The organism is Aquamicrobium sp. LC103 (assembly GCF_001014615.2).
Lineage (GTDB): Bacteria > Pseudomonadota > Alphaproteobacteria > Rhizobiales > Rhizobiaceae > LBCQ02.
On record NZ_LBCQ02000004.1, the window covers coordinates 336,843 to 362,106 of the forward strand.

Consider the following 25,264-nt stretch of genomic DNA (forward strand, 5'->3'; position numbering starts at 1 on the left):
TTTTTTATGCTACAGGCAGACCTCGAGGCGACCTCAATGATGCGCGCGCGGCTTCGGGGCGTAGTGTCCGTCGCTCGTCTTGTCGAAGAATTCGCCCAATTGCGGATGCCGGACCGGCTCGCCGGTCTCGTCGGAGACCAGATTCTGCTCCGAGACATAGGCGACGTATTCGGTTTCGTCGTTTTCGGCCAGAAGGTGGTAGAACGGCTGGTCCTTGCGGGGACGAACCTCGGCGGGAATTGCCTCATACCATTCTTCGGTGTTCGCGAATTCTGGGTCGACATCGAAGATCACGCCGCGAAATGGGAAGATCCGGTGCCGCACGACCTGGCCGATTCTAAACTTGGCAGTCTTTATTTCATTCATATCCTGAACCTCGACTTCTATTTGGAGCAAGCCGGTGCGCAATTCAATCCCGGCTGACGCGGAGGGCTAACCAGGGGTTGACGATCGAGGCGATGGCACGCTAGCGCCGGGCGACAATCATCTCGCAGGTGGTCATGTCGGACATCATCGGACTGGTTCTGCCGTTCTTCGGCCTGATCTTCCTGGGCGCCTTCGTGGCGCGGATCACCAGGCAGCCGGTCGAGGCGCTCGGCTGGATGAACACCTTCATCATCTACCTGGCGCTGCCGGCGCTCTTCTTCCAGCTCCTGTCGCGCACGCCGATCGAGCAATTGACCGAATGGCGCTATATTTTCGGCGCAGCACTCGCCACCTACATCGTCTTCTCGCTGATGTTCGTCCTGTCGATGTTCGTCAACCGCGACGGCATCGCCGAAAGCACGGTCAAGGCGCTCGCGGCGGCCTATGGCAATATCGGCTATATGGGGCCGGGCATCGCACTGCTCGCCTTCGGCTCGGAGGCCGCGGTGCCGGTCGCGCTGATCTTCTGCTTCGAGAACGCCCTTCATTTCGCCGTCGCACCCTTCATGATGGCGCTGGCGGGCGGTGAGAAGGGCAGGCCGGGCGAGCTCGCGCTGAACGTGATCCGCAAGATCGTTCTCCACCCCTTCATCATAGCGACCGCGATCGGAATATTCGCGGCGTGGGCGCAGTTCCAGCCGCCGGCGCCCGTCTCGCGGCTTCTGGAATATCTCGCGCAGGCGGCCGCTCCTTGCGCCCTGTTCGCGATGGGCGTGACGCTGGCGCTGCGGCCGTTGAAGCGGGTCCCCCGCGATCTCGGCGTGATCGCGGCGCTGAAGCTGATCCTGCACCCTCTGATCTGCTACGTCGTGCTCAGCCTCATCGGCGATTTCTCGCCTATCTGGATGTTCTCGGCGGTGCTGCTCGCGGCCCTGCCGACGGCAACCAACGTCTTCGTCATCGCGCAGCAATACGGCGTGTGGGTGGAACGCGCGTCGGCGAGCGTTCTGGTGACGACATTGCTGTCGGTCGCGACCGTCACCGGGATACTCTACCTGATCAAGAGCGGGACGATCCCGCCCGATCTATTTCCCTAACGCCGAGAACAAATTGCCGAAGCCGCTGCCGGTCTTCAGCCCCTCGCGCATGAAGAAGGCGCGCAAGGGGGCGACGCGGCCGAGCAGCGCGAGCCCGGCGCTGCGGGCAAATTGCGCCGGCAGGAGGTTCGAGAGCAGCGAGCGGTTGAGCATGTCGACCGCGCCGGCGCGGGCGAGAATGTCGGGCCGGCGTCTGCGGTCGTAGTCGGCGAGCGCTTCGGGCGCGCCGGGATCGTCCCTGTTGTCGGCGGCGATGCCGACGAGTTCCTGAACGTCCCGGATGCCGAGATTGAGCCCCTGCGCGCCGATCGGGGGAAACACATGGGCCGCCTCACCGACAAGCGCGATGCGCGATTGCGCGAAACGTTGGGGCAGGGCGGAGGAAAGCGGGTAGACCTGTCGCCCCGGCTCGACCTCGACGCGGCCGAGCATCGACTGCATGCGCTCTTCCACCAGGCGCGAAAGCTCGGCGTCGTCCTTCATGGAAAGGTCGGCCGCCTGTTCCGGTCGCACGACCCATACGAGGCTCGACCTTTTTCCAGGCAACGGAACCTGCGTGAACGGGCCCGTTTCGGTATGAAATTCGGTCGAGACGAAGCCGTGGTCGCGACTGTGGGCGAAACTCAGAACCAGCGCCGACTGCCCCGAACCGCGCGAGCGGATCTCTATGCCGGCGGCGGCGCGCGCCGGCGACATGCGGCCATCGGCGGCCACCGCAAGAAGGCCGGAGACGGTCTTGCCGCCTTCCAGCCTCGCAACGATGCGATCCTCCTGTGGTTGCCACTCCTCGACGAGGCCGGTCTTCCATGAAACCAGCGGTTCCGCGACGACAGCGCTCGCGAGCACCTCGGTGAGGTGGCCGTTCGGAACATTCAGGCCGAACTCCTCCTCATCGATCTCCGAGGCGCGGAAAGTGACGGTCGGGCTGCGCAGGATGCGGTTGGTCGCGTCGGCGATGCGCATGGCCCGCAAGGGCGCCGCCTTGCCTCGCAATTGGCCGAGCACGCCCAGCTCTTCCAGGAACCGCAACGACGGTGCCATCAGCGCCGTCGTGCGCCGGTCGTCGGTGCGGGCGGGCGGGCCGATCAGCGTGACGGAAAAGCCGGCTTTCGTCAGGGCGAGCGCCGAGATCAGTCCGGCCGGGCCGGTCCCCGCCACGAGGATGCCCGCAATGCTTGCCTGTTCCATGTCGTCGCCTCCAGCTCGTCTTAGCTGTTCAATCCCGATATAGGGCGGCACAGCGGGATTGATCAACGTGTCGATTTGGCTCATTGCGATTGCTATGCACCGCAGCGAGCAAAGCTTCGACAATCTGGATGCCGCGGGTCGCGCGACGGCTCGCGTCTCGGTGCGTCCGGGCGTTCCCGTCGTCATCGCGGTCGTGCTCGCCGCGGTCCTGGCCTGGGCCGTCCTGGCGGCAATGGCGGCGCAGGCGGCAAGGATCGCGCCGCTCGAGCAGGGCCCGGGCGGCTTCCTCCTCGAAATCCTGCCGGAGATCCCGTTGCCCGCCTTCATGGAGCGGTTCTTCCTGCTCTGCCTGACGCCCGCGCCGGCGCAAGATCCGAGCCCCGGCGGGATCGCGGCGCTGACGGCGATGTGGTTCCTGATGGCGATCGCGATGATGCTGCCGTCGGCCGCGCCGATGATACGAACCTATTGCGAGATAGCCGATACCGCCGCCGGAAAGGGCGAAAGGGCGGTTCATCCGGTCGTGCTCGTCTGCGGGTATCTCGCCGTCTGGCTTGCGGCTTCCTTCGGCTTCGCCCTTTTAAGCGCGCTCCTCGCGGCGCTGGGCGCTTCCACGGGGGCGGCCGCGCCAGTGGTTGGCACGGCCGGCGCGGCGGCTCTCTTCGTCGCGGGCCTCTATCAATTCAGCTCGCTCAAGCATGCCTGCCTCGAAAAGTGCCGCAATCCGTTCGGCGTGCTTTTCTCCAGATGGAGCACGAAACGCTCGCGCATTTTCGTGCTCGGGGCGGAGCAGGGCATGTGGTGCCTCGGCTGCTGCTGGGCGTTGATGCTGGTGATGTTCGCGGTCGGCTCCATGAACATCTTCTGGATGGCGCTTGTCGGCATGTTCAGCCTGGTTGAAAAACAGATCGCGGGCAGTTTATCCACGCGCATCGCCGGCGCGATCCTGCTTGTATGGTCGGCGGCACTGCTGTTTATTTCGCTTTAGCGGAGGAGGACGATGCGGAATGGCTGATATCGACTGGGCGATGAAGGGCGAGCTCGTACTCTCCTGCAACTGCACGGTGTTCTGTCCGTGCGTCCTGTCGCTCGGCTCGCATCCGCCCACGGAGGGATACTGCCAGACCTGGGCGGGCTTCCGCATCGATGCCGGCCACTATGGCGATGTCGACCTTTCCGGCCTCAATCTCGGCCTCGTCATGGAAATTCCCGGCTATATGAGCCGCGGCAACTGGACGGCCGGCCTCTTCATCGACGAGCGCGCCTCGATCTACGCGCAGAAGGCGTTCGGCAAGATCTTCTCCGGCAAGGCCGGTGGAACGACGTCGCTGCTTTCGATCCTCGTCGGCAATTTTCTCGGCATGGAACGTGCGCCGATCAGCTACGAGGTGAAGGACAAGACGCGCCTGTTCTCGATACCCAAGATCATCGACGGCGCGGTGACGCCCGTTCCGGGCAAGAACCGCGACGAAGACACCGTCATCACCAATTCCGAATACTGGATCGCGCCCGAGATCATCGTTGCGAAGTCCGAAAAGAGCCGCATGCGCGCTTTCGGCCGCAACTGGAATTTCGCCGGGCGTTCAGCCGAAATCTGCAAGCTCGATTGGCGAGGGCCATGACCGCCGATGCACCCCGCAAGAAACTGACGGACCGGATCCCGCGGCCGAGGAAGAAGGTGACGTGGCCGCAGGCGCGCGCCTTCTCTGTGCATCTCCTGACCGCCTCCGGATCGTTCCTCGCCTTCCTTTCCCTCGTCGCGGCGAGCGAGGAGCGCTGGACGGCGATGTTCCTGTGGCTGGGGCTGGCGCTTTTCGTCGACGGCATAGACGGGCCGATCGCCCGCAAGCTGGAAGTCAAGGAAGTGCTGCCGACCTGGTCGGGAGAGCTCCTCGACAACATCATCGACTACGTGACCTATGTGCTGATCCCGGCGTTCGCGCTCTATCAGAGCGGGTTCATGGGCGAGGGGCTTTCCTTCCTCTCCGCCGCGATCATCGTGGTTTCGAGCGCCATCTATTACGCCGACACCGGGATGAAGACGAAGGAGAACTTCTTCAAGGGCTTTCCGGTCGTCTGGAACATGCTCGTCTTCACGCTGTTCGTGATCGAGCCGGGCGAGTACATCTCCTTCGCCGTGGTGGTGATCGCGGCCATCCTTTCCTTCGTCCCGATCAACTTCCTGCATCCCGTGCGCGTCGAGCGGCTGCGGCCGCTCAATCTCGGCGTGTTCTTCGGATGGTGCCTGTTCTCGCTCGTCGCCCTGCTGCAGGACATGCAGGCGTCGCTGCCCGTCCAGATCGTGATCGGAGCGACGGGGATCTATCTCTTCGTCATCGGCGGCATCATGCAGCTCTTCCCGAAACTCGGTCTGAAAAAGGTCTGAAATGGCTAAGGCAATTCGCATCCACAAGAATGGCGGGCCGGAAGTCCTGTCCTACGAGGACCATGATCCGGGCAAGCCCGGCAAGGGCGAGGCGCTCATCCGCCAGAAGGCCGTGGGCCTGAATTTCATCGACGTCTACTACCGCACCGGCCTCTATCCCGCGCCGGCGGGCCTGCCGATGACGCCGGGCGGCGAGGGCGCCGGCATCGTGCTCGAAACCGGCGAAGGCGTCGACTGGCTGGCGCCCGGCGACCGGGTCGCTTATTGCGGCCCGGTGGGTGCCTATGCCGAGGAGCGGGTGATCGCCGCCGACCGGCTGGTGAAATTGCCCGACGGCATCTCCGACGAGCAGGCTGCCGCGATGATGCTGAAGGGCATGACGGCGGAATATCTGCTGCGGCGCACCTATCCGGTCAAGGCCGGCGACATCGTGCTCTACCACGCCGCCGCCGGCGGCGTCGGCCTGATCTTCGGGCAATGGGCGAAGCATCTCGGCGCCACCGTGATCGGCACGGCCGGCTCGCCGGAGAAGGTGGAACTCGCCAAGGCGCATGGCTACGACCACGTCATCGATTATTCGAAGAAGAACTTCGTCGATGAGGTGAAGGCGATCACCGGGGGACGGAAATGCGACGTCGTCTACGATTCCGTCGGCAAGGACACGTTCGAGGGCTCGCTCGACTGCCTGCGCACGCGCGGTATGTTCGTGAGCTTCGGCCAGTCTTCGGGACCGATCCCGCCCTTCAACATGGCGATCCTGTCGCAGAAGGGCTCGCTCTACGCCACCCGGCCGACGCTCTTCACCTATATCGCCAAGCGCGACGAGCTGGAGCGGTCGGCGAAAGCGCTGTTCGACGTTGTCGAGAAAGGCTTCGTCAACATCCAGATCAACCAGCGCTATGCCTTGAAGGACGCCGCCAGGGCGCATGAGGACCTGGAAGGACGCAGGACAACTGGCACGACGATCCTGATCCCGTAGGGCGCTTTTCGCTGAAAAACTTGAAGCACTTTCAAAAGCGGTTGTGCTTTGCGTTCGTCGTCGCACCTGCCTACGATGCCCCTGGGAACAAAAACACAAGATGAATCGAATGGGAGCGCCGTGGAACAGACGCGCATGACCCAGGGCCGGGACCTCCTCGAGGTTCGCGGCCTCACGAAGATCTTTGGCCGTCTGAAAGCCTGCGACGGCATCGACCTGACGATCGAAAAGGGCGAGATACACGCGCTTCTCGGCGAAAACGGCGCCGGCAAGTCCACGCTCGTGAAAATGCTGTTCGGCTCGCTCGAGCCGAATTCGGGCGAAATCCTCTGGAAAGGCGAGCCTGTCGCGGTGACCAGCCCGTCGGTGGCGCGCAAGCTGGGCATCGGCATGGTGTTCCAGCATTTCTCGCTGTTCGAGGCGCTGACGGCGGCCGAAAACATCCTTCTCTCGCTGGACAGGCGCATCGGCGTTGGCGAGATCGCGGAAAAAGCGCGTGAGCTCTCCCGCGCCTACGGCTTGCCGCTCGATCCTCATGCCCTGGTCGGCGATCTTTCGGTGGGCGAACGCCAGCGCATCGAGATCATTCGCTGCCTGCTGCAGGAACCGGAGCTGATCATCCTCGACGAACCCACCTCGGTGCTGACCCCGCAGGAGGCGGAAAAGCTTTTCGAGACGCTTGAACGGTTGCGTTCGGAAGGCAAGTCGATCCTCTACATCTCGCACCGGCTGGAGGAGGTGAAGCGACTCTGCGATCGCGCCACCGTCCTGCGGCACGGCAAGGTGGTCGGTCATTGCGACCCGCGCAAGGAAACGGCGTCGTCGCTGGCGCGGATGATGGTCGGCAACGAGGTCCAGAGCGTCGTGCACGAGCCGGTCGATGTCTCGGAAACGCGTGAGGCGCTGCTCGAGGTTCGCGGGCTAAACCGCCAAGCTGCAACGCCTTTTTCTATTCCGCTGCGGGGCGTCTCGCTTGTCGTGCATGCTGGCGAGGTGATCGGCATCGCCGGTGTCGCGGGCAATGGGCAGGGCGAGTTCTTCGAAGCGGTTTCCGGCGAAGCGCTGCAGGCCGAGGCCGATGTGGTGAAGCTGCGCGGCAAGGATGCCGGCCGGCTCGACATTTCCGGGCGGCGGCTGCTGGGCGCGGCCTTCGTGCCGGAGGAACGTCTCGGCCACGGCGCCGCGCCGCGGATGCGGCTTTCCGAAAACCTCCTGCTTTCGCGCTTCAGGACCGACGCCAAGGCGTTCCTGGCCGGCGGCCGGCTGATACGCGCCGGCACGCTCGCCGAGACCTCGAAGCGCATCGTCAAGGAAATGGACGTGCGCAAGAGCGCCGAAGACCCCGAGGCGGCGGCGCTTTCCGGCGGAAACCTGCAGAAGTTCATCGTCGGGCGCGAACTCGACCGCCGCCCATCGATCATGGTGGTGAACCAGCCGACATGGGGCGTCGACGCGGGGGCCGCGGCGCGCATCCGCCAGGCGCTGATCGACCTGGCCGCGAGCGGCTCGGCGGTCCTCGTCATCAGCCAGGACCTCGACGAATTGTTCGAAATCTCCGACGCGATCGCGGTGATGCATGACGGCAAGCTTTCCGCGCCGATCCCGATCGCCGAGGCGACCTACGAGAAGATCGGCTTGCTGATGGGCGGCGCGGACGCCTCGTCGCCCGCCAGCCTTGGCGAGGAGGTGGCCTGATGCGGATCGAACTCGTCAAGCGCCAGCAGAGATCGGCTCTCTTCAGCGCGCTTTCACCCTTCATCGCGCTGGCTCTCACCATCCTCGCCGGAGCGATCCTCTTCGCTTTCCTCGGCAAAAACCCCGCCACCGCGCTCTATTACTATTTCGTCGACCCGCTGCTCGAGACCTGGTCCCTGCATGAACTGGCGATCAAGTCGGCGCCGCTGATCCTGATAGCGGTCGGGCTCTCGATCTGCTTCCTCTCCAACAACTGGAACATCGGCGCGGAAGGCCAGTTCATCATGGGCGCCGTCGTCGGCTCGATGCTGCCGGTGATGTTTCCGGAATTCCAGTACTGGTTCGTGCTGCCGCTGATGCTCGTCATGGGCATCGCGGGCGGCGCCGCCTACGCGGCGATCCCGGCCTTCCTCAAGGTTCGCTTCAACACCAACGAGATACTGACCAGCCTGATGCTGGTCTATGTCGCCCAGCTCTTCCTCGACTGGCTGGTGCGCGGCCCGTGGCGCAATCCGGCCGGTTTCAACTTCCCCGAGACGGTCCGGTTCCACGCTCATGCGATCCTGCCCGAAATCCTCCCCGCTTCAGGAAGGGCGCATTGGGGCTTCGTCTTCGCTCTGATCGCGGCGGTCGCGCTGTGGTTCATCCTGTCGCGCACCCTGACCGGCTTCGAGGTGAAGGTGATGGGCCAGAGCCCGCGGGCAGGGCGCTTCGCCGGCTTCTCGCGGCCGAAGCTGATCTTCTTCGCCTTCCTGCTTTCCGGAGGATTGGCGGGGCTGGCCGGCATTTCCGAGGTTTCCGGCGCGATGGGTCAGTTGCGGCCGGTGATCTCGCCCGGATACGGCTTCACCGCGATCATCGTGGCCTTCCTCGGCCGGCTCAATCCACTCGGCATCGTCGCGGCCGGCCTGGTGCTCGGCCTCACCTATCTCGGCGGCGAGGCGGCGCAGATATCGCTCGGCGTATCCGACAAGGTGGCGCGCGTCTTCCAGGGCATGCTGCTCTTCTTCGTGCTCGGCTGCGACACGCTCATCCACTATCGGGTCCGCTTCATCGGCTCTCCCGCGCAGAAACCGGTCGAGGAGGCCTGATCGATGGGCATCGCCGAAAGCATCCTGCTTACCATCGCCACGGCCGCCACGCCGCTGCTGATCGCGGCGATGGGCGAACTCGTGGTCGAACGATCCGGCGTCCTCAATCTCGGCGTCGAAGGCATGATGGTGATGGGCGCGGTGTGCGGCTTCGCCGCCGCGGCGCTCACCGGCTCGCCCTGGATGGGCGTCTTCGGGGGAATTCTCGCCGGAGTGGTCATGTCGCTGCTGTTCGCGTTCCTGACGCTCAGCATCGCCACCAATCAGGTGGCGACCGGCCTTTCGCTCACCCTTCTCGGGCTCGGGCTATCCGGCATGATCGGCGAGAGCTTCGTCGGCTCGGCGGGGCGCAAGCTGCCCGTGCTCGACCTGCCGGTGCTGAGCGACCTGCCGCTGGTCGGCCGACTTGTGTTCGGGCAGGATCCGATCTTCTACATGTCGATCGCGCTCACCCTCGGCGTTTCCTGGTTCCTCTTCCGCACGCGGGCCGGATTGACGCTGCGCTCGATCGGCGACAGCCACAGCTCGGCGCACGCGCTCGGCATTTCCGTCATCGGCTATCGCTATCTGGCGGTGATGTTCGGCGGCGCGTGCGCTGGCCTCGCCGGCGCGCATCTGTCGCTCGTCTACACGCCGCAATGGGTGGAGAACATGACCGCGGGGCGTGGCTGGATCGCTCTCGCGCTGGTGGTCTTCGCCTCCTGGCGGCCGCTGCGCGTGCTTGCCGGCGCGTATCTCTTCGGCGCGGTCACGATCGGCCAGCTTCATGCGCAGGCGCTCGGCTTCGGCATCCCCTCGCAGCTACTTTCGTCGCTGCCCTATCTGGCGACCATCGTGGTTCTTGTTCTAATCTCGCGCAACAGGCGGCTCACCCTGATGAACACGCCGGCGTCGCTCGGCCAGCCCTTCGTGCCTGAAAGATAGGGACGACCGCAACGAAAATCATAAAGACGGGTAAGCTCGAACCAAATCTGAACGAAAGGAACCATTCGAAATGAGGAAGACCCTATTGGGATTGGCCGCCGCCGCGCTGGCCTTGTCGGTGTCGGCTCCCGCTATTGCCCAGGACAAGATCAAGGCCTGTTTCGTCTATATCGGTCCGAAGACAGACGGCGGCTGGACGCAGGCGCACGACATCGGCCGTCAGCTCGTCGACAAGGAACTCGGCGACAAGGTCGAGACGCAGTATGTCGAAAGCGTGCCGGAAGGACCGGACGCCGAGCGCGTGATCGAGCGCTTCGCCCGCTCCGGCTGCGCGATCGTGTTCACGACCTCCTTCGGCTACATGGACCAGACCATCGCGGTCGCGTCCAAGTTTCCCGACGTGAAGTTCGAGCATGCCACCGGCTACAAGACCGCGGAGAACGTGACGTCCTACAATTCGCGTTTCTACGAGGGCCGCTACATCATCGGCCAGATCGCCGCGAAAATGTCGAAAACGGGCGTCGCGGGCTATATCGCCTCCTTCCCGGTTCCCGAGGTGGTGCAGGGCATCAACGCCTTCACGCTCGGCGCGCAGAGCGTCAATCCGGACTTCAAGCTCAAGGTCATCTGGGTCAATACCTGGCATGACGCGGGCAAGGAGGCGGACGCCGCCAAGGCCCTGATCGACCAGGGCGTCGACATCCTGACCCAGCACACCGACTCGGCCGCGCCCATGCAGATCGCCGAGGAGCGCGGCATCAAGGCGTTCGGCCAGGCCTTCGACCAGATCCAGGCCGGCCCGAACGCCCAGCTCACCGCCATCGTCGACACCTGGGGCCCCTACTATGTGAAGCGCATCCAGGCGGTTCTCGACGGCACCTGGAAGGGCGGCGAAGCGACCTGGGACGGCCTTGCCGAAGGCATCCTCGAAATGGCGCCCTACACCAACATGCCCGACGACATGAAGGCGGCCGCCGAGGAGACCGAGGCCAAGATCAAGTCCGGCGAGTTGAAGCCGTTCACCGGCCCGATCACCAAGCAGGACGGCACGGAGTGGCTAAAGGAAGGCGAGAGCGCGGACGATCCGACGCTGCTCGGCCTGAACTTCTACGTAAAGGGCGTGGACGACAAGCTGCCGAACTGATCCCACGCACCAGTTTACGGGAAAGGGCGCCGCAGCGGCGCCCTTTTTTTGTCGTGAACTGCATTTCCGCGATCTGCCGGCGGGGTTGCTGCTGACAGTCGGCTGTCAGGAGAGGGCTGCTAGGATCGGCAATGTCGAAACCGCAGAGAGGAGGAAACCGATGCTGAAATTCTATCACGCGCCCTGGTCGCGCTCGTCCGGCACATTCTGGCTGCTCGAGGAGCTTGGCGTCGACTATGAGATTGAGCACGTCGACATTCGCGCCGAAGGAGGGGTGCCGGAGGATTACCGGTCGATACAGCCGAACAAAAAGGTTCCCGCGATCGAGCATGACGGCATCGTCGTCACCGAGCGGGCGGCGATCTGCACCTATCTGGCGGATGCATTTCCTCAGGCAGGACTTGCGCCCGCGATCGGCGATCCGTCGAGAGGTCCGTATCTCACCTGGCTCGTCTATTGCGACGCGGTTTTCGACCCTGCCGTCGCGGCAAGGGCGCAGGGCTGGGAATATCGCTGCTCGGCCTTTTCCTTCGGGTCGTTCGAGGACATGGTGGCGAATGTGGAGAAGCAACTGTCGAGGAACGAATATGCGATCGGCGACCGCTTCACCGCCGTCGACACGCAGCTTGCCAGCGGCATCCACTATACGCTCGACGTGCTGAAAGTGTTTCCCGACAGGCCGGTGTTTCGGGACTATCTCGCGCGGATGCAGGATCGGCCGAAGTTCAGGAGCTTCATGGAAAAGGACCAGGCAATGGCCATGGCGACGCCTTTCTTCCAGAAGCAGTTTGCCGACGATGCCTGACGGCTCCGCCCGAAGACAGGGCGACACAACGCGAAAACCCGGCCGAGGCCGGGTTTTGCTTTTTCGGTGAATCCGTGGCGCCGGCGCTCAGCGGGCGGCGATGATGCCGGCTATGATGCCGCTTGCCAGGCTGACCAACAGGTAGTCGTTGTCGACCTTCACCCATTGCTGGCCCCTGCCGGGACGCTTCAGCCCGTGACGATGATAGTCGCGGACGGCCTGCCTGCGCTGCCATTCCGGCAGGCGATTGCCCTTTGCCCAATGATGCCGCTTGGGAGCATGCTTGCGCGCTTCGTGCCTCTTCGGCGCGTGGAAGCCCGGCTTCTTGGAGTGGCTGTAATGCTGGCCGTGGCGCGGCCCGTCGTGTCGCTGCTGTGCCTGAGCCACTGGCACGGCGAGCATGGACACGGCAATTGCGGCAAGGACTGTGCGCTTGAACATCTGTCTGGTTCCTCGTTGTCGATGCGGGGAACCTAGGCGCCGGCAGATGAACCGAAACTGAATGCGGTCATTACATTTTCGTAATGAAATCAGCTTCTTGTGGTAGTTAATTTTTCAGCTGCATGAGGATGGGAGAAAAAAGCTCCAGGCGTTTCGCCTGGAGCCTTTCTCGTGTTGCCGGATCAGTTTGCCGGAGCTGCGGGTTCGGCCGGCTGCTCGACACCGCCACCGCCGGCGGCTCCGCCACCGTCCTGGGGTTCGGTGCAGGCCGAGAGTGCAACCATGATCAATCCGATTGCCGGCAGAAGAATTCCGTATTTCATAAGTCCCTCACAGATTTCAGCCGCCCGCACCTGGCATTGAGAAGGCGATTGCCAGATGGGTCAACATGTTGGCTGGAATCTGGCGGTCAAGATTGCTTACATGTCTTTATGACATGTTTTTTGAACTGCTCCGACTGCGTTCGATGAGCGCGGATAGCGTTGCGGATTTCAGAAAATGATCCAGGAAGACAACGAAACAATTTCGCGGAGCGACGGAGATCTCCAGATGGAATTCTCCGGTGCGAGGGCTGCCGCCGAGACGCGCCCGCCGGGATGACCGGAAGCCCGAGCCCGTCGCCTTCCCGAGGATGCTTTCAGCTTGAATTGCGCCTTCGCTTGACGCATACAACCGATGCGCACGCTACCGGAGGGATGGCCGAGCGGTTTAAGGCACCGGTCTTGAAAACCGGCGTGGCAGCGATGTCACCGTGGGTTCGAATCCCACTCCCTCCGCCAAACACCGCCGATTGCCCTCCATGGTGCGATATCGCCGCCGATCACCGCTTCTACGCTACAGTCCGATATATCGTGGAGTCCAGCGACGGCGGCAAGCGACCCCCATTGCGGCCGTTCATCGTTATGAATGACGTCTCTTAAAGCGAACGCAAAGATGGCTGAAATTGTTGCATGTTTTGGGAATTTTGCGAGAGGCGGTTGTTGCCGATCTCCCTTCAAGATATGCTTTTTTCCATGATGTTCATGTCCACATTCTTTCCCCTGATCTGAACGACCGAAAGTCGTTCCGGCGCTTTTGCGTCAGCCAGATCAAAACGGCTCCGCTTGACGCGGCAGCCGAACGGAGAATGTGTAATGCCTAAAACCGAGCATATCGGCCTGACTCCCGGCCAGGTCCAGGACTTCATCGGCGATGGTTTCGTCAAAATAGAAAATGCTTTCAGCGCCGATCTTGCGAAGCAAGGCAGGGACGAATTGTGGGCCGATATAGGGTTGTCCCCGGACGAGCCCGAAAAATGGAATCAACCCGTTATTCGGGTGGGGTCCAAGTCCTCGCCCCCCTTCATCGAAGCCGCCAACACGCTGCAACTGCACAAAGCCTACGATCAGCTTGCAGGGGAGGGCCGCTGGCTTGCCCCCAAGGGTCTCGGAACATTTCCCATCCGCTTTCCCTCACCAGAATCCCCCGGTGATGATGGCTGGCATGTGGACGTAAGCTTTGGCACCGACAATCTGGATTTCATGGAGTGGCGGGCCAACGTGAAGAGCAGTGGGCGCGCATTGTTGATGTTGTTCCTGTTTTCGGATGTTGGCCCCGACGATGCGCCAACGAGGATACGGAAAGGCTCACATGCCGTCATTGCGCGGGAACTGCTGCCCTGTGGCGAAGCGGGCGCAACTCTACGGCAGCTATCGGCCAATGGCTACGCTTCGACAGAAGGTTGTGAAGTGGAACTGGCGACGGGAGCGGCAGGCACGGTCTATCTGTGCCACCCATTTCTGGTCCATGCCGCACAACCTCACCGGGGGCAGCGGCCGCGCTTCATGGCGCAACCGCCGCTCCTGCCGAAAGGCGAGTTTGATCCGACCTTGACCCCCTCTCCGGTTCAGGTCGCTATCCGTCAGGCATGTGGTTTGACGTTCTAATCACATGACTCCGGGACCGCTGCGCGCGGTCCCGGAGTTTCAAGGCGAATGTCGCGGAACCCTAAGTTTGCAACAAAATCGCCGTCGTTGATTTTTCAGGGGAATTTCGGTCGCAGTAGTCAAGTGCAAAGGTCCGACTTGCGCGCCAGATTTTGCGATACTGGAAGACCGCTTCCACCATTGCAGCCATTCGCTCTCACGCCAATCCGATCGCCGCACCGCCCACCGACGGCGTGGCGGGCCGCCGATCCCACGCCCGTGAATCGATCTCTCTCGAGCCCGGCGCGATGGACGGCGCTGCGCGATACCGGCGCTTGCGGCCGCAAGGGCGACCTGCCGCCTCGCGCGATCCGTCGGGCGGCTTGCGTGATCAGGCAGGAACGTATGTCAGCCTGATCACGTCCTCGCCGATCAAATCACTGGCCACGAGGCGGAGCCGCGGCCGGGGGCCGGCGAAGAACGGCTTGCCGTGACCAAGCACGACGGGATGGAAGTAGAGTCGGTACTCATCGACAAGACCGAGATCGGTCAGGCTTTGCGCCAGGTCTGGTCCGGAAACGGTGATCTCGCCGGCGAGCCGAGTCTTCAGGTCGCGTATCGCCGTTCCGAGGTCACCCGAGACAAGCGTGGCGTTGGGGCCAACCGACTCCAGCGTCCTCGACACGACCCACTTCGGCTGGCTCCGCCATGCCGTCGCGAATTCGCGCAGTTCAGGGGTCCACTCGGGACGGTCTTCGTCCCAATAGCGCATGACCTCGTACATGCGGCGGCCGTACACGCTGCCCGTCAGGCCGCGCACATGCTCGATCCAATGGCGAAAGAGCGCGGGATCCGGCGCAAATTTCTCGTGGTCGACATAGCCGTCGAGTGACTGGTTCATTCCGAAGACGAGCTTCGCCATGCCATGAATCCTCCATCCCAGGCTCTTCAGAATACCTGAGCCGCCGTTATTCGTAAGGGGAGGTCGGTCACAAACCACCTAGGTGCGAGCCCGGAACTGCCGGATGACCCAGTCGATGAACAGCCGCACCCGGGGCGAAAGCTGCCGGCTCGTCGGATAAAGCAGGGAAACCGGCGTGGGCGCCGGCGGAAAGCCGGGCAGCAACTCCACCAGTTCGCGCGAGGCGAGCGCGGCCTCGACGTGATAACGCGGCACCTGGATTAGCCCCAACCCCAGTTTCGCCGCCGCAACATAGCTTTCGGCTGCGTTGACCGAGATGGCGGCCGGCAGCGTCACATTGCGGATTTTGCCCCCCGTGGTGAATTCAAGCGGCAGCAAGCCGCCCGCCGCGTCGGAGTGAAAGCCGATCATCCGGTGCCCGCCGGCGAGATCGTCGAGGTCGTCCGGTGTCCCGAACCTCTCGATGTAGGCCGGCGCAGCAAGGGTGACTTCCTCCAGCATCGCGACCCGACGCGCGATCATGTCGCTGTCTTGCGGCACGCCGACGCGCAGCACGCAGTCGATGCCCTCGCGCACCAGATCGACCAACCGGTCTCCCTCGCTCATATGGAGCTCTATTCCCGGATAGGCTTCCAGAAATTGCGGCAGCGCCGGCAAAAGGAAATGCCGCGCGAGCGTGCCATGCACATCGACGCGCAGCAGGCCCTTCGGCCGGGAGCCGACAAAGGCGCCTTCCGCGTCCTCGATATCGGCAAGGATTGCGATGCAGCGCCGGTGGTAGGCTTCGCCGTCGAGCGTCGGCCGCACCGTGCGCGTCGTGCGCTGGAGCAGACGCACGCCCAGCCGGTTCTCCATCTGCTGGATGACCTGCGTGGCCGTCGAACGCGGGATTCCAAGATCCTGGGCGGCCTGGGTGAAACTGCGCCGCTCCACGACCCGCGTGAACAGTCGCATCGCATCCAGCCGGTCCATGGCGCTTTCGCCTGTTTGTTCTCATTTTTGGAATAGTGATGCTGAATAATGGCCGATTATCCGCCTGGAGAAAAGAGGCATCTTCCTCCTCGTCCGGCGCGTCAAGCGCAAAGCATCAAGGAGAAACATCATGACCGACAGCAAGAAGGTCGCCCTCGTCACGGGAGCTTCGCGCGGCATCGGTGCGGCTGTCGCCCGCCGGCTCGCCTCCGACGGCCACACGGTCGTCATCAATTACGCCGGCTCGGTCGGCGCGGCCGAGGAACTCGCGACCGAGATCGAAAAGGCCGGTGGCACGGCGCTTACCATCCAGGCCGATGTCAGCGATGCGGCGGCGGTTGCCCGCATGTTCGACGGCGTCGAGGCCGCCTTCGGAGGCATCGATATTCTCGTCAACAATGCCGGCATCATGAAGCTGGCGAAGCTTGCGGACGGCGACGACACCCTGATCGACAGTCAAATCGCCATCAACCTCAAGGGCACGATCAACACGCTGCGCGAGGCTGCCAAGCGCTTGCGCGACGGTGGCCGCATCGTGAACTTCTCGACCAGCGTGGTCGGGCTGAAGCTCGAAACCTACGGCGTCTATGCCGCGACCAAGGCCGCCGTCGAGGCCCTGACCGGCATTCTCGCCAAGGAACTTCGCGGCCGCTCGATCACCGTCAACGCGGTGGCGCCCGGACCGACCGCGACGGCCTTGTTCCTCGACGGCAAGTCGCCGGAGTTGATCGAGCGCATGTCGAAGATGAACCCGCTCGAGCGGCTCGGCACGCCCGAGGACATAGCGGCCGCGGTCGCCTTCCTCGCCGGCCCTGACGGCGGATGGATCAACGGCCAGGTGCTGCGCGCCAATGGCGGGATGATCTGAGCGGGCCGCTTGCGGGTTTCTGCTCTTGCGCCGCCGGCGAATTTGCCAATCAGCCGCGCGGCGTCTTCCATTGCCGCATCTGTTTCCTTTATGTCTATCCCTTCGAAAGGCCGACGACCTGCCACGATGAGATGATGCAAGAGGGTTTTGCACGGAAAGGCAAAGATGGAGGAGCCATCCAGAATGTCTGCCGCGAGGCGGCAGCGCATCGCGCCCTGGGCGATCGAGCTTCCCGATGATCTGACGCCGGCGCAGGGCCATCAGCTCGCGCTCGACCGCATCGCCTGGCGTGAGGCGGGCCGGCCCGACCCTTCGACGCTGGAGGAATGGCCGGACGACGACGAGCTGGACTACCTCCTCAGCCGCCATTCCCACGACACGCTGGATCTCAATGGCCTGAAACTGCGTGAGATTCCCGATGAGCTGCATCGCTCGGAAGGCATCAAGTTCCTGTTCCTGGACAACAACAGGATCGAGACCATACCGGAACGGCTCGTGGAGACGCTTCGGCTCGAGCACCTTTCGCTGTTTGCCAATCCGCTGCGCAATATTCCGGCATCGCTCTTCCTCATGAACGGTCTGGAAGGGCTCTATCTCGGTCGCAGCGCGCTCGTCGATCTACCCGCCCTCGAAAGGCCGGCGACAAGCATCAGGACGCTCGGCTTCGATCGCACGGAATGGCTCGAAATACCGGAGGGCTATCTTGCCAATTTCCCCAACCTGCGCGTCCTGCTTCTCGGCCATTCGTTCCGGCATAATATCCCGGAAGAGGTCTTTTCCCTGAACGAACTCATCCAGCTCGATTTCGAGGGCAACCCATTGACGGCGCTCCCTCCCAGCGTGGGGCGATTGGGCAAGCTGATCAGCCTCGAACTCCAGGGCTGCAAGCTCGAAACGCTGCCGAAGGAGCTCGGCGAGCTCACCAAGCTCGAAGAGAGGGCGGGCAGCGGGCCGTGCGGCCTTCATATTTCCGGCAATCCGTTCAAGGACAGGGAACTGCGGCGCATCGCCAAGCTGAAAAACCCGCAGCAGACGACAGAAGCGCTCGCATGGGCACGCGCCAATGGAAGCTGAACTTCATCGTCTCCACGTTTTCCTCGCATCATTCGCAAGCGAGGCGGACGCCGTCGCCTTCACGGAAAAGCAATGGGAGCCTGAGCCGGGCGAGGAGGCATCGGACGAGGAATACGCGACCTGGGAGGATCGCAATCCGTCATGGCTCATGAGGACTGAACTAGGCTTCACTTATCTCGACAGCGATTTCGTTGAAACGATCTGGGGCGACGGCGAGGGCCGCTCCGGCGTCAACTGGCGCTATCTCGCCTCGCTCCTTGATCCCGATGATGTCGCCGAATGCAGGGGTGCGGCATTGTCCGGATCGAACACGCTGATCATCGTCCATGAGCGGGCGCTGGGCGGCTTCGACTTCACGTTTCGCTCGACGCCGACCATGATCTATTGCGGCGGCTTCCGTAGACACGGATGAAAGACACGGATTATCCGAGGCCGGGGCGCAAGGCCTTGACGATCTCATCAATATTGGAGGGCGTCACGCGCCAGCGGGGGTCCATACCATACGCGAATTCCACGTTGTAACGCCTGGTGTCACGATTGAACTGGAAGAGCATCTGCGAAATTCCTTCGTGCTTGCCATCCTTCAGCCATTCGCGATACGCCGCGGCCTCCTCCTCGACCCGTATGTCATCGATCGTAAAAGGGTTCGGCATTCCCTCGGCATCGTAAGCATAGCCGAAGTGCCCCGAGCAAAAGCCGTCCGGCTCGAAGGAGAAGACGATGGATGCCTCGATCCACGCCAGAGCGGAAAGCGCCGGTTCTGCCGCGATGCCGCCTGCAATTCTGTTAATCAGGTCTGCATTGTCTTTCCTCGTCATGGATCATTCCGTTTCTTTGAAAGGCGCAGGCAATAGTCTGCTATTGGAACCTTCTCGCAGAGAACCTAAGCGTTGGGAGTGGAAATGCCGAGTCTGGAAATAATCAGGGCGGTGGACGAACTTCTCGATCGCAACGACCGGCTGCCGCCGGCGGTTTCACTGCCGTCCGACGTTGCAATCAGACATGCCGAATCCATCAGCGGCTTCACGATTGGCGACGACTACAGCTATTTCGTTCAACGCGCGGGAAACACCATATCCCTCGGTCGGGTGCTGGTCGATCTGGCTCATGAGCGGGTCGGTCGCCGGGGCAGCTTCGTGAAGGTGCTCCAGGAAGCAAGGCAGGCCGGCGTTCCCGAGGACTGGATGCCGATCTGCTCGGACAACGCCGACTATTATTGCCTTTTGCCGGATGGCACGGTGGAACTCTGGTCGCATGATGCCATGTTCGAAGGCAAATGGGCCAGTCTCGCCGAGTGGATCATGCAGGACTGGATCGAGAATTGACGCCCGACCGCGGGGCGAGGCGCGCTGCCTTTGTCACAGTCTCTCCGCCAGTGCCCGCAGCGCGGCGTCGAATTGTGGATCGTCTCCGTTCTCGTAACGAATGTCGCGTTCCACCGGAATGTCGGGTTCGACGCCGGTTTCCTCCAGTCGCCGGCCGTCGGTGACGACATCCCGAACCGCCAGCAGGAGCAGGCTGTCGTCGGGCAGCATGAAGGCCGTGCCAGCGAGCACCGCGCGGGCCGTGCGGGCTCCGACGAGCGGGATGCCATTCGTCTTCAGCGCATAGGCGAAGGCCTCCAATCCGCTTCGCGTGCCTTCGTCGATGATGGCGACGACCGGCTTGCGCCAGCGCACGTTGCCCGCGAAGCGGTTGCCTTCACGGTCGCGAAACTCCGTGGGCGGTGTGCCGCCGAGGAAGATCTCGGCCGCATCGAGCGGCGCGCCGCCCCAGCGGCTGCGCAGGTCCAGGATCAGCCCGTCGGCGGCGGAAAGCCGCCCGGTTCCAATCTCCTCGTTGACGAGTTCACGCGTCTCCGCCGAGGTGAAGGACCAGAGGCGTATATAGCCGATCTTCGCCCCTTCGTGTTCGAAGGTGCGGATGCTTTTCGAGATCGAGGCGGTGAACATCTCGTTCGGCCGTATCGCCTCCACCTCGACTGACAGGTCCACGGGCTCGGCTTCGGACTCTCGCCGCAGCCGCAAGGTGACGTCCTTGCCGGCCTTACCCTCGAAGGAGGCGATCTCACCGTAGGGTTCGCCGTCGACCGCGAGAAGCTCGTCGCCCTCGCGCACGCCGGCGCGCGCGGCGGTCCCGGCATGATAGACGTCGGTGACGAACAGGCTGCCGCCGACTTCCTTCGCGATCAGGCCGATGCCGGGATAGCTGACTTCGCCATCGGGTGGAAACAGCCGGCGGAGATCCTTTCGAACGGCGAAACGGAATATGTCGAGCAGTTCGTGATAGTCGATTTCGTCCGGCTCGTAGCGACCGGTATGGGATGCGCCGAGGCCGACCAGCGCCTCCGCAACGATAGCGTGGAAGGATTCCGCGTCACCATGGGAGGCGTCCGGCAGGGCGAAACTCTCCGCGCGCTGCGCATCGTAGAAGTTTTCACGAACGATCTCCTCGATCCGTTCGCCAACGGCTTCGCGGCCGCTTTCCTGCGCTGCCGCCAATATCGGCGCCAGCGTCAGAACGATGGCAAGCGCTAGACGAAGCTGTTCTATAGCCCGACCTCCTGCTTGAACGACACTGAAGCATCGAATCTTGGCGATGCGTGGGCCGGAACCGCCGGACGGGGGAGGGAGAAACTTCGGCCCATGTCGCTGCCGCATACGAGCTATGCAATTTGTTGCATTGCAAAATCGAAGAGTCCGAAATAGGTAAGGGTTGTTGACGTTCATTCCTCCTCCCAGAACGTCGGCATCAAAGCAACGAACCTCCTCCCTCGTTGCTTTCCTATCAAACCCGCCGCGATCCTCCTCCCCGCGGCGGGTTTTTCTTTGGCCCTAACGGAAAAATCCGCCACGGACGGCGAATGACCTTCCGGGTGGAATGCCATATTCTTGCCCGTTTCCCGTCACAATCAGTTAACATGGTAATAAGGATTTCCTGCGCATCTGGCGCGGGAAGCCGGCCATGCAGGCAAGCCGCAGGCGGCGGAGAGACCGTCGGCTTCGCCGTACCGCATCGAGGGAATCGGGGACTTTTAGCGCATGACAGTTTCGCGCCGGCTGACCGGAAGAAGTTCCGCTGTGCTGCTCCTTGCCGCGTCGGCATTCGCCGTTACCGCCTGTTCCACGGCGCCCACCCAGGTTGCCTCCAAGAAGCGCAGCAAGGAATATTTCTCCGAATCCGCCTATGGCGTGAAAGCCAGTCCGCGCGTCAGCAACCTGAAAAGCAATCTGCCGCGCGGCGGCGGCCGCGACCAGATCGGCAAGCCCTACAAGGTGAAGGGCCAGTGGTTCTATCCCAAGGAGGACAAGGACTACAAAAAGGTCGGCGCCGCTTCCTGGTACGGTGACGCGTTCCACGGCCGGCTGACCGCCAACGGCGAAGTCTACGACATGACGCATCTCACCGCGGCGCATCCAACGATGCCTCTGCCGAGCTATGCACGCGTCACGAATGTCGACAATGGTTCCTCGGTGGTCGTGCGCGTCAACGACCGCGGCCCGTTCGAGCGCGGCCGCATCATCGACCTGTCGCGCCGCGCGGCCGAACTGCTCGACTATCAGCACCATGGCGTCGCCAAGGTGGAAGTGGAGTATCTCGGCCGGGCGCCGCTGCACGGGCAGGACGAGCAGTTCCTCGTGGCTTCCTACCGACCCAACGGCGGAGCAGGCCCCGATCCCTCGGACGGGCTTCCCACGGGTGTGATGATCGCCATGAACGGCGCGACGCCGACGGCGCCGGTGGCGGCTTCGGCGGTGCCGTTTCCCGGTCAGGCGCGGGCGCCCGTTCCGGCACCGGCGACGCCTGCCGGAAACGAAATCACGCTTCCCGCATTCGGGCCGATCGCCCCGGAACGTCCCGATGCCGTTCTCGCTTCGAGCGGACGGGAGGCGTCGATGGCGCTTTCCTACGCGGACGAGCGCGTCGGCGGCGCATCGCAGGCGCTTTCGGCCTTCGCAGGCGGGCGCATGAGCGCCGACGACGTTGCCAATTCATGGAGACGGCTCAATCCGCAGGCCGCGGCCGGGACATCAAGTGTCTCGCCGGAATATATCGCGGTTGGGACCTATCCGAGCCTTGCCGAGGCGGAGGCAATGGCGCGTTCGCTTTCGGCCGCGGGTTCGGCACGCATAGAAGGCAATGGGGCGGATGCCTATACGCTCAGCCTCTTCGGCGACGGCCGACTGTCCACCGATGACATGCTTCGCCAGGCGTGGGCGGCCGGTGCCGCCGATGCGATGACCATCCGCGACTGAGCCTTTTTCGTTACACTCGTTCATATTTTGTGAGAGGCCGTTGATACCTGGCCGGTAGCTGGTACACTTTGCCTATGAATTAGGCAGGCGGTGTTCCATGCGTACCATAGGGTTCTTTCTTACGACCCTGTTTTTATTGACAATGTTTGCCTCGCAGCCTGACAAGGCCGTGGCGCAGGATCTCTTCGAGACCAAGGCCCGCACGGCCTACATGATCGATGCCGAGACGGGGACGCTGCTTTTCTCCAAGGATCCCGACGCGCCGATCCCGCCGGCCTCGCTTGCCAAGATCATGACGATGGAGCTGGTCTTTAGCGCCCTAAAATCCGGCCAGTTGACACTGGAGGACGAGTTCAGGGTATCGGAGAACGCATGGCGCACCGGCGGGGCGATGTCGGGCGGATCCACCATGTTCGCCGAGCTCGGTTCCTCGATAAGGCTGGAGGATCTGATCCAGGGCGTGATCGTCCAATCGGCGAATGACGGCTGCATCATCATCGCGGAGGGCATTGCCGGGTCGGAGGAGAATTTCGCGAGGCTGATGACGGAACGGGCGAGGGCGCTCGGCCTGGAGAAATCGACCTTCAAGAATGCGACCGGACTGCCGGCCGAAGGACAGGTGGTCACCGCGCGCGAGCTGGTGCAGCTCGCCCTGCACATGTGGCGGGAATATCCGGACTTCTACAAATACTATTCGCAGCTCGACTTCACCTGGAACAAGATCCTGCAGCGCAACCGCAACCCGCTTCTGCGCATGGATATCGGCGCCGACGGGATGAAGACCGGCTTCACCGAGGAGTCCGGCTACGGCATCGTCGGCTCCGTCAACCGCGACGGCAAACGCCTGTTCATGGCGATGAGCGGAATGGCGAGCGACAGGGAACGCGCCGAGGAAGCGCGCAGGATGCTGGAATGGGGGCTGCGCGCCTTCGAGCGCAACGAGCTCTTTTCGGAAGGCGAGATCGTCGGCGAGGCGAAGCTCTATGGCGGGACGAAGTCGAGCCTGGCGTTGCGCGCCGATGGGCCGGTCTCGATCTTCGTGCCGGTGGCGAATCGCGACAGGCTGGTGGCCCGTATCGTCTATGAAGGGCCGGTGGAAGCTCCCGTCGAGGAGGGCGCCAGGATCGGCGAATTGCGCGTGTGGATCGGCGACATGCTGAGCCAGCAGACACCCGTCTACGCGGCCGAAACCGTCGGTGTCGGCAAGATACACCAGCGCGCGCTCGACGCGATCGAGGAACTGCTGGTCGGCTGGATGCGCTGAAGCATTCAGGCTCCGCTTGTGGACAGGTCCGGGCGGGTTGAATATGACCGTTGCGGCGAACACATAGATCGTCAGGTCAATTCATCCCGATCGGGCGCCGTCGAGCGCGGCGGCGGTCGGCCAAGAGGCATCCGGGTGCGCGGAACGTTCATCACATTCGAGGGAGGCGAGGGGGCCGGCAAGTCCACGCAGATAAGGACGCTTGCCGAGACGCTTCGCGACGTCGGCCATGACGTCCTCGTCACCCGCGAGCCGGGCGGCTCACCGGGGGCGGAAGCGGTGCGCCACGTGCTTCTGTCGGGTGCGGCGGAGCCCTTCGGTCCCGAAATGGAAGCGTTGCTCTTCGCCGCCGCCCGCTCCGACCATGTCGAGCAGGTGATCCGGCCTGCGGTCGAGACGGGCAGGATCGTGCTTTGCGACCGCTTCATGGATTCGTCGCGCGTCTATCAGGGTGTAACCGGAAACATCGACCCGGACTTCATGAAGTCGCTGGAAAAGGTTTCCGTGAACGGCATGATCCCGGATCTCACGATCATCCTCGATCTCGATCCGGTCGAGGGGCTGCGCCGTGCCACCGCCAGGCGCGGGGACGATGCCGCCGACCGTTACGAGAAGGAAGCGCTGGATGTGCACGAACGCCGGCGCGAGGCGTTCCTGGAGATCGCACGAAACGAGCCGGAGCGTTGCGTGGTGTTCAATGCCGAACGCGACAAGGCCGTGGTCGCCGACGAGATCGCGGCCGCGGCCCTGGCGGCGATCGGCAGGCGCGAGACCCGGAAAGCGGAAGCGGGGGCGGCATGAGTTTCACACGCATCGCGCCCGAACAGTTCGACACGCTGCCCGACATTCCCGAGCCGGCGGAAAATCCGCTTCTCGTCGGCCACGAGGAGGCTGCCTGCCTGCTCGCCGGCGCCCATGCCGCGGGCAAGCTGCATCATGCCTTGCTGATCGCGGGGCCGACGGGCATCGGCAAGGCGACGCTCGCCTTTCATCTGGCGCATCACCTGCTCGCGCATCCCGACCCGGCCGATGCGCCGGCGACACTCGTACGGCCCGACCCCTCGTCGCAACTCCACCGGCTGATCGCGCAAGGCGCGCATCCTTCGGTGCTGCACCTGACGCGGCCGATGAACGAGAAGACCAAGGCATTCAAGACGGTGGTGACGGTCGACGAGATCCGCCGCGTCAACCGTTTTCTGTCGATGACCTCGCACGACGGCGCCTATCGCATCGTGATCGTCGATCCGGCCGACGACATGAACACCAACGCCGCGAACGCACTTCTGAAGAGCCTGGAGGAGCCGCCGCCGCGCACGCTGTTCATCCTGATCGCCCATTCGCTGGGACGGCTCCTGCCCACCATCCGATCGCGATGCCAGGTCATCAAGCTCAAGCCGCTCGAGCCGCGGGAGGTCATCGCCGTTCTCGAAACCATGGAAGCCGGCGTGCCCGCCGACGCCGAAGGCAAGGCCGCGCTTGCCGCCAGGGCAGGGGGCAGCGTGCGCGATGCGCTGCTCCTGACGCAATATGGCGGCCTGGAGATCACGGAAGCCATCGAGCAAGTGGTCGACGCTGCAATGTTCGACGCCACGGCGGCATATCGCATCGCCGACGCCGTTGCCGGCAGGGACGGCACGGTCCAGTTCCAGATATTCAACCAGACGGTGCTGGACATGGTTTCGGCGCGCGCCGGAACGGCAGGGAAAACCGGCCATCTTGACGCGGCCGTCAAATTCTCCGATCTTTGGGGCGATATGAACCAGGCCGTCATCGAGACAGAAACCTATAATCTCGACAAGAAGCAGCACGTCGTCGGGCTGCTGCGGCGAATGTGCGAGTCCTTCCGCGACTGATCAATCCGATCACCGGGATAGCCATGCGAGACGCG

General features: G+C 63.3%; 26 protein-coding genes and 1 tRNA gene. 20 read left to right on the plus strand and 7 right to left on the minus strand.

The window, feature by feature from the left end:
• Positions 1-33 precede the first annotated feature (33 nt).
• The gene (gene hspQ, locus XW59_RS10425; RefSeq protein ID WP_047144979.1) at positions 34-357 is read right to left on the minus strand and encodes a heat shock protein HspQ; all 324 of its coding nucleotides are present in this window, start codon (positions 355-357) and stop codon (positions 34-36) included.
• 143 nt (positions 358-500) lie between these two features.
• On the opposite strand from hspQ, the gene XW59_RS10430 reads away from it, so the two are divergent.
• Positions 501-1,463 (plus strand): AEC family transporter, encoded by a 963-nt coding sequence (locus tag XW59_RS10430; protein ID WP_047144871.1) that lies wholly within the window; start codon positions 501-503, stop codon positions 1,461-1,463.
• On the opposite strand, the gene XW59_RS10435 is transcribed toward XW59_RS10430, so the two are convergent.
• Positions 1,452-2,651 carry a UbiH/UbiF family hydroxylase gene (locus XW59_RS10435; RefSeq protein WP_047144872.1) on the minus strand — a complete coding sequence of 400 codons (1,200 nt, stop codon included), beginning with the start codon at positions 2,649-2,651 and terminating at the stop codon, positions 1,452-1,454. The two genes, XW59_RS10430 and XW59_RS10435, sit on opposite strands and share 12 nt — an antisense overlap.
• Positions 2,652-2,718: 67 nt before the next feature.
• Between XW59_RS10435 and XW59_RS10440 the strand changes: the two genes are divergently transcribed.
• The 9 genes from XW59_RS10440 to XW59_RS10480 all read left to right on the plus strand — a co-directional run bounded on the left by XW59_RS10440 (position 2,719) and on the right by XW59_RS10480 (position 11,675).
• The gene (locus XW59_RS10440; RefSeq protein ID WP_246666049.1) at positions 2,719-3,639 is read left to right on the plus strand and encodes a DUF2182 domain-containing protein; all 921 of its coding nucleotides are present in this window, start codon (positions 2,719-2,721) and stop codon (positions 3,637-3,639) included.
• Positions 3,640-3,658: 19 nt separating this feature from the next.
• Positions 3,659-4,273, plus strand: a complete 615-nt coding sequence (locus XW59_RS10445) for a DUF1326 domain-containing protein (protein ID WP_047144873.1) — start codon at positions 3,659-3,661, stop codon at positions 4,271-4,273.
• Positions 4,270-5,037 (plus strand): phosphatidylcholine synthase, encoded by a 768-nt coding sequence (gene pcsA / locus XW59_RS10450; protein WP_047144874.1) that lies wholly within the window; start codon positions 4,270-4,272, stop codon positions 5,035-5,037. Before XW59_RS10445 ends, pcsA begins: the two co-directional genes overlap by 4 nt.
• 1 nt (position 5,038) lies before the next feature.
• Entirely contained in the window at positions 5,039-6,016 is a 978-nt protein-coding gene (locus tag XW59_RS10455; RefSeq protein ID WP_047144875.1) for a quinone oxidoreductase, read from the plus strand.
• A 135-nt stretch (positions 6,017-6,151) separates the two neighbouring features.
• Positions 6,152-7,711 carry an ABC transporter ATP-binding protein gene (locus XW59_RS10460; protein WP_047144876.1) on the plus strand — a complete coding sequence of 520 codons (1,560 nt, stop codon included), beginning with the start codon at positions 6,152-6,154 and terminating at the stop codon, positions 7,709-7,711.
• On the plus strand, positions 7,711-8,802 hold the full coding sequence (locus XW59_RS10465; protein ID WP_170990123.1) for an ABC transporter permease: 1,092 nt from the start codon (positions 7,711-7,713) through the stop codon (positions 8,800-8,802). Before XW59_RS10460 ends, XW59_RS10465 begins: the two co-directional genes overlap by 1 nt.
• Positions 8,803-8,805: 3 nt before the next feature.
• Positions 8,806-9,726 carry an ABC transporter permease gene (locus tag XW59_RS10470; protein ID WP_047144878.1) on the plus strand — a complete coding sequence of 307 codons (921 nt, stop codon included), beginning with the start codon at positions 8,806-8,808 and terminating at the stop codon, positions 9,724-9,726.
• A 70-nt stretch (positions 9,727-9,796) separates the two neighbouring features.
• Positions 9,797-10,870: a BMP family ABC transporter substrate-binding protein gene (locus XW59_RS10475; protein WP_047144879.1), complete on the plus strand. Its 1,074-nt coding sequence runs from the start codon at positions 9,797-9,799 to the stop codon at positions 10,868-10,870.
• 160 nt (positions 10,871-11,030) lie between these two features.
• The gene (locus XW59_RS10480) at positions 11,031-11,675 is read left to right on the plus strand and encodes a glutathione S-transferase (protein ID WP_047144880.1); all 645 of its coding nucleotides are present in this window, start codon (positions 11,031-11,033) and stop codon (positions 11,673-11,675) included.
• Between the two features lie 87 nt (positions 11,676-11,762).
• Here the strand turns inward: XW59_RS10480 and XW59_RS10485 are convergent, their stop codons facing one another.
• Positions 11,763-12,116, minus strand: coding sequence for an RcnB family protein (locus tag XW59_RS10485; protein WP_047144881.1), 354 nt, complete (start codon positions 12,114-12,116; stop codon positions 11,763-11,765).
• Positions 12,117-12,805: 689 nt separating this feature from the next.
• Between XW59_RS10485 and XW59_RS10490 the strand changes: the two genes are divergently transcribed.
• Together XW59_RS10490 and XW59_RS10495 are read left to right on the plus strand one after the other, a co-directional pair.
• A tRNA-Ser gene (locus XW59_RS10490) sits at positions 12,806-12,895 on the plus strand.
• 354 nt (positions 12,896-13,249) lie between these two features.
• A complete protein-coding gene (locus tag XW59_RS10495) occupies positions 13,250-14,041 on the plus strand; it encodes a phytanoyl-CoA dioxygenase family protein (RefSeq protein ID WP_047144882.1) in 792 nt (263 codons plus the stop codon).
• Between the two features lie 370 nt (positions 14,042-14,411).
• On the opposite strand, the gene XW59_RS10500 is transcribed toward XW59_RS10495, so the two are convergent.
• Together XW59_RS10500 and XW59_RS10505 are read right to left on the minus strand one after the other, a co-directional pair.
• The gene (locus tag XW59_RS10500; protein WP_047144883.1) at positions 14,412-14,942 is read right to left on the minus strand and encodes a dihydrofolate reductase family protein; all 531 of its coding nucleotides are present in this window, start codon (positions 14,940-14,942) and stop codon (positions 14,412-14,414) included.
• A 78-nt stretch (positions 14,943-15,020) separates the two neighbouring features.
• On the minus strand, positions 15,021-15,914 hold the full coding sequence (locus tag XW59_RS10505) for a LysR family transcriptional regulator (RefSeq protein ID WP_047144884.1): 894 nt from the start codon (positions 15,912-15,914) through the stop codon (positions 15,021-15,023).
• A gap of 130 nt (positions 15,915-16,044) precedes the next feature.
• On the opposite strand from XW59_RS10505, the gene XW59_RS10510 reads away from it, so the two are divergent.
• The 3 genes from XW59_RS10510 (at position 16,045) to XW59_RS10520 (ending at position 18,268) form a co-directional block, all read left to right on the plus strand.
• Entirely contained in the window at positions 16,045-16,782 is a 738-nt protein-coding gene (locus XW59_RS10510) for an SDR family oxidoreductase (protein ID WP_047144885.1), read from the plus strand.
• Between the two features lie 183 nt (positions 16,783-16,965).
• A complete protein-coding gene (locus XW59_RS10515; protein WP_047144886.1) occupies positions 16,966-17,856 on the plus strand; it encodes a leucine-rich repeat domain-containing protein in 891 nt (296 codons plus the stop codon).
• Positions 17,846-18,268 (plus strand): hypothetical protein, encoded by a 423-nt coding sequence (locus XW59_RS10520; protein ID WP_052958079.1) that lies wholly within the window; start codon positions 17,846-17,848, stop codon positions 18,266-18,268. The genes XW59_RS10515 and XW59_RS10520 overlap by 11 nt, the downstream gene beginning before the upstream one ends.
• A gap of 10 nt (positions 18,269-18,278) precedes the next feature.
• Here the strand turns inward: XW59_RS10520 and XW59_RS10525 are convergent, their stop codons facing one another.
• On the minus strand, positions 18,279-18,674 hold the full coding sequence (locus tag XW59_RS10525) for a hypothetical protein (protein WP_052958080.1): 396 nt from the start codon (positions 18,672-18,674) through the stop codon (positions 18,279-18,281).
• 84 nt (positions 18,675-18,758) lie between these two features.
• Here XW59_RS10525 and XW59_RS10530 point away from each other — a divergent pair, with 84 nt between their 5' ends.
• Positions 18,759-19,181, plus strand: coding sequence for an SMI1/KNR4 family protein (locus XW59_RS10530; RefSeq protein ID WP_047144887.1), 423 nt, complete (start codon positions 18,759-18,761; stop codon positions 19,179-19,181).
• A 33-nt stretch (positions 19,182-19,214) separates the two neighbouring features.
• Here XW59_RS10530 and XW59_RS10535 read toward each other — a convergent pair whose 3' ends face one another.
• Entirely contained in the window at positions 19,215-20,357 is a 1,143-nt protein-coding gene (locus tag XW59_RS10535; RefSeq protein WP_246666050.1) for a S41 family peptidase, read from the minus strand.
• A 540-nt stretch (positions 20,358-20,897) separates the two neighbouring features.
• Here XW59_RS10535 and XW59_RS10540 point away from each other — a divergent pair.
• The 4 genes from XW59_RS10540 to XW59_RS10555 all read left to right on the plus strand — a co-directional run bounded on the left by XW59_RS10540 (position 20,898) and on the right by XW59_RS10555 (position 25,229).
• A complete protein-coding gene (locus XW59_RS10540; RefSeq protein WP_047144888.1) occupies positions 20,898-22,112 on the plus strand; it encodes a septal ring lytic transglycosylase RlpA family protein in 1,215 nt (404 codons plus the stop codon).
• Between the two features lie 142 nt (positions 22,113-22,254).
• Positions 22,255-23,376, plus strand: coding sequence for a D-alanyl-D-alanine carboxypeptidase family protein (locus tag XW59_RS10545; protein WP_047144889.1), 1,122 nt, complete (start codon positions 22,255-22,257; stop codon positions 23,374-23,376).
• Positions 23,377-23,511: 135 nt separating this feature from the next.
• Positions 23,512-24,177, plus strand: coding sequence for a dTMP kinase (gene tmk, locus XW59_RS10550; protein WP_047144890.1), 666 nt, complete (start codon positions 23,512-23,514; stop codon positions 24,175-24,177).
• Entirely contained in the window at positions 24,174-25,229 is a 1,056-nt protein-coding gene (locus XW59_RS10555) for a DNA polymerase III subunit delta' (protein ID WP_047144891.1), read from the plus strand. Before tmk ends, XW59_RS10555 begins: the two co-directional genes overlap by 4 nt.
• Positions 25,230-25,264: the final 35 nt, after the last annotated feature.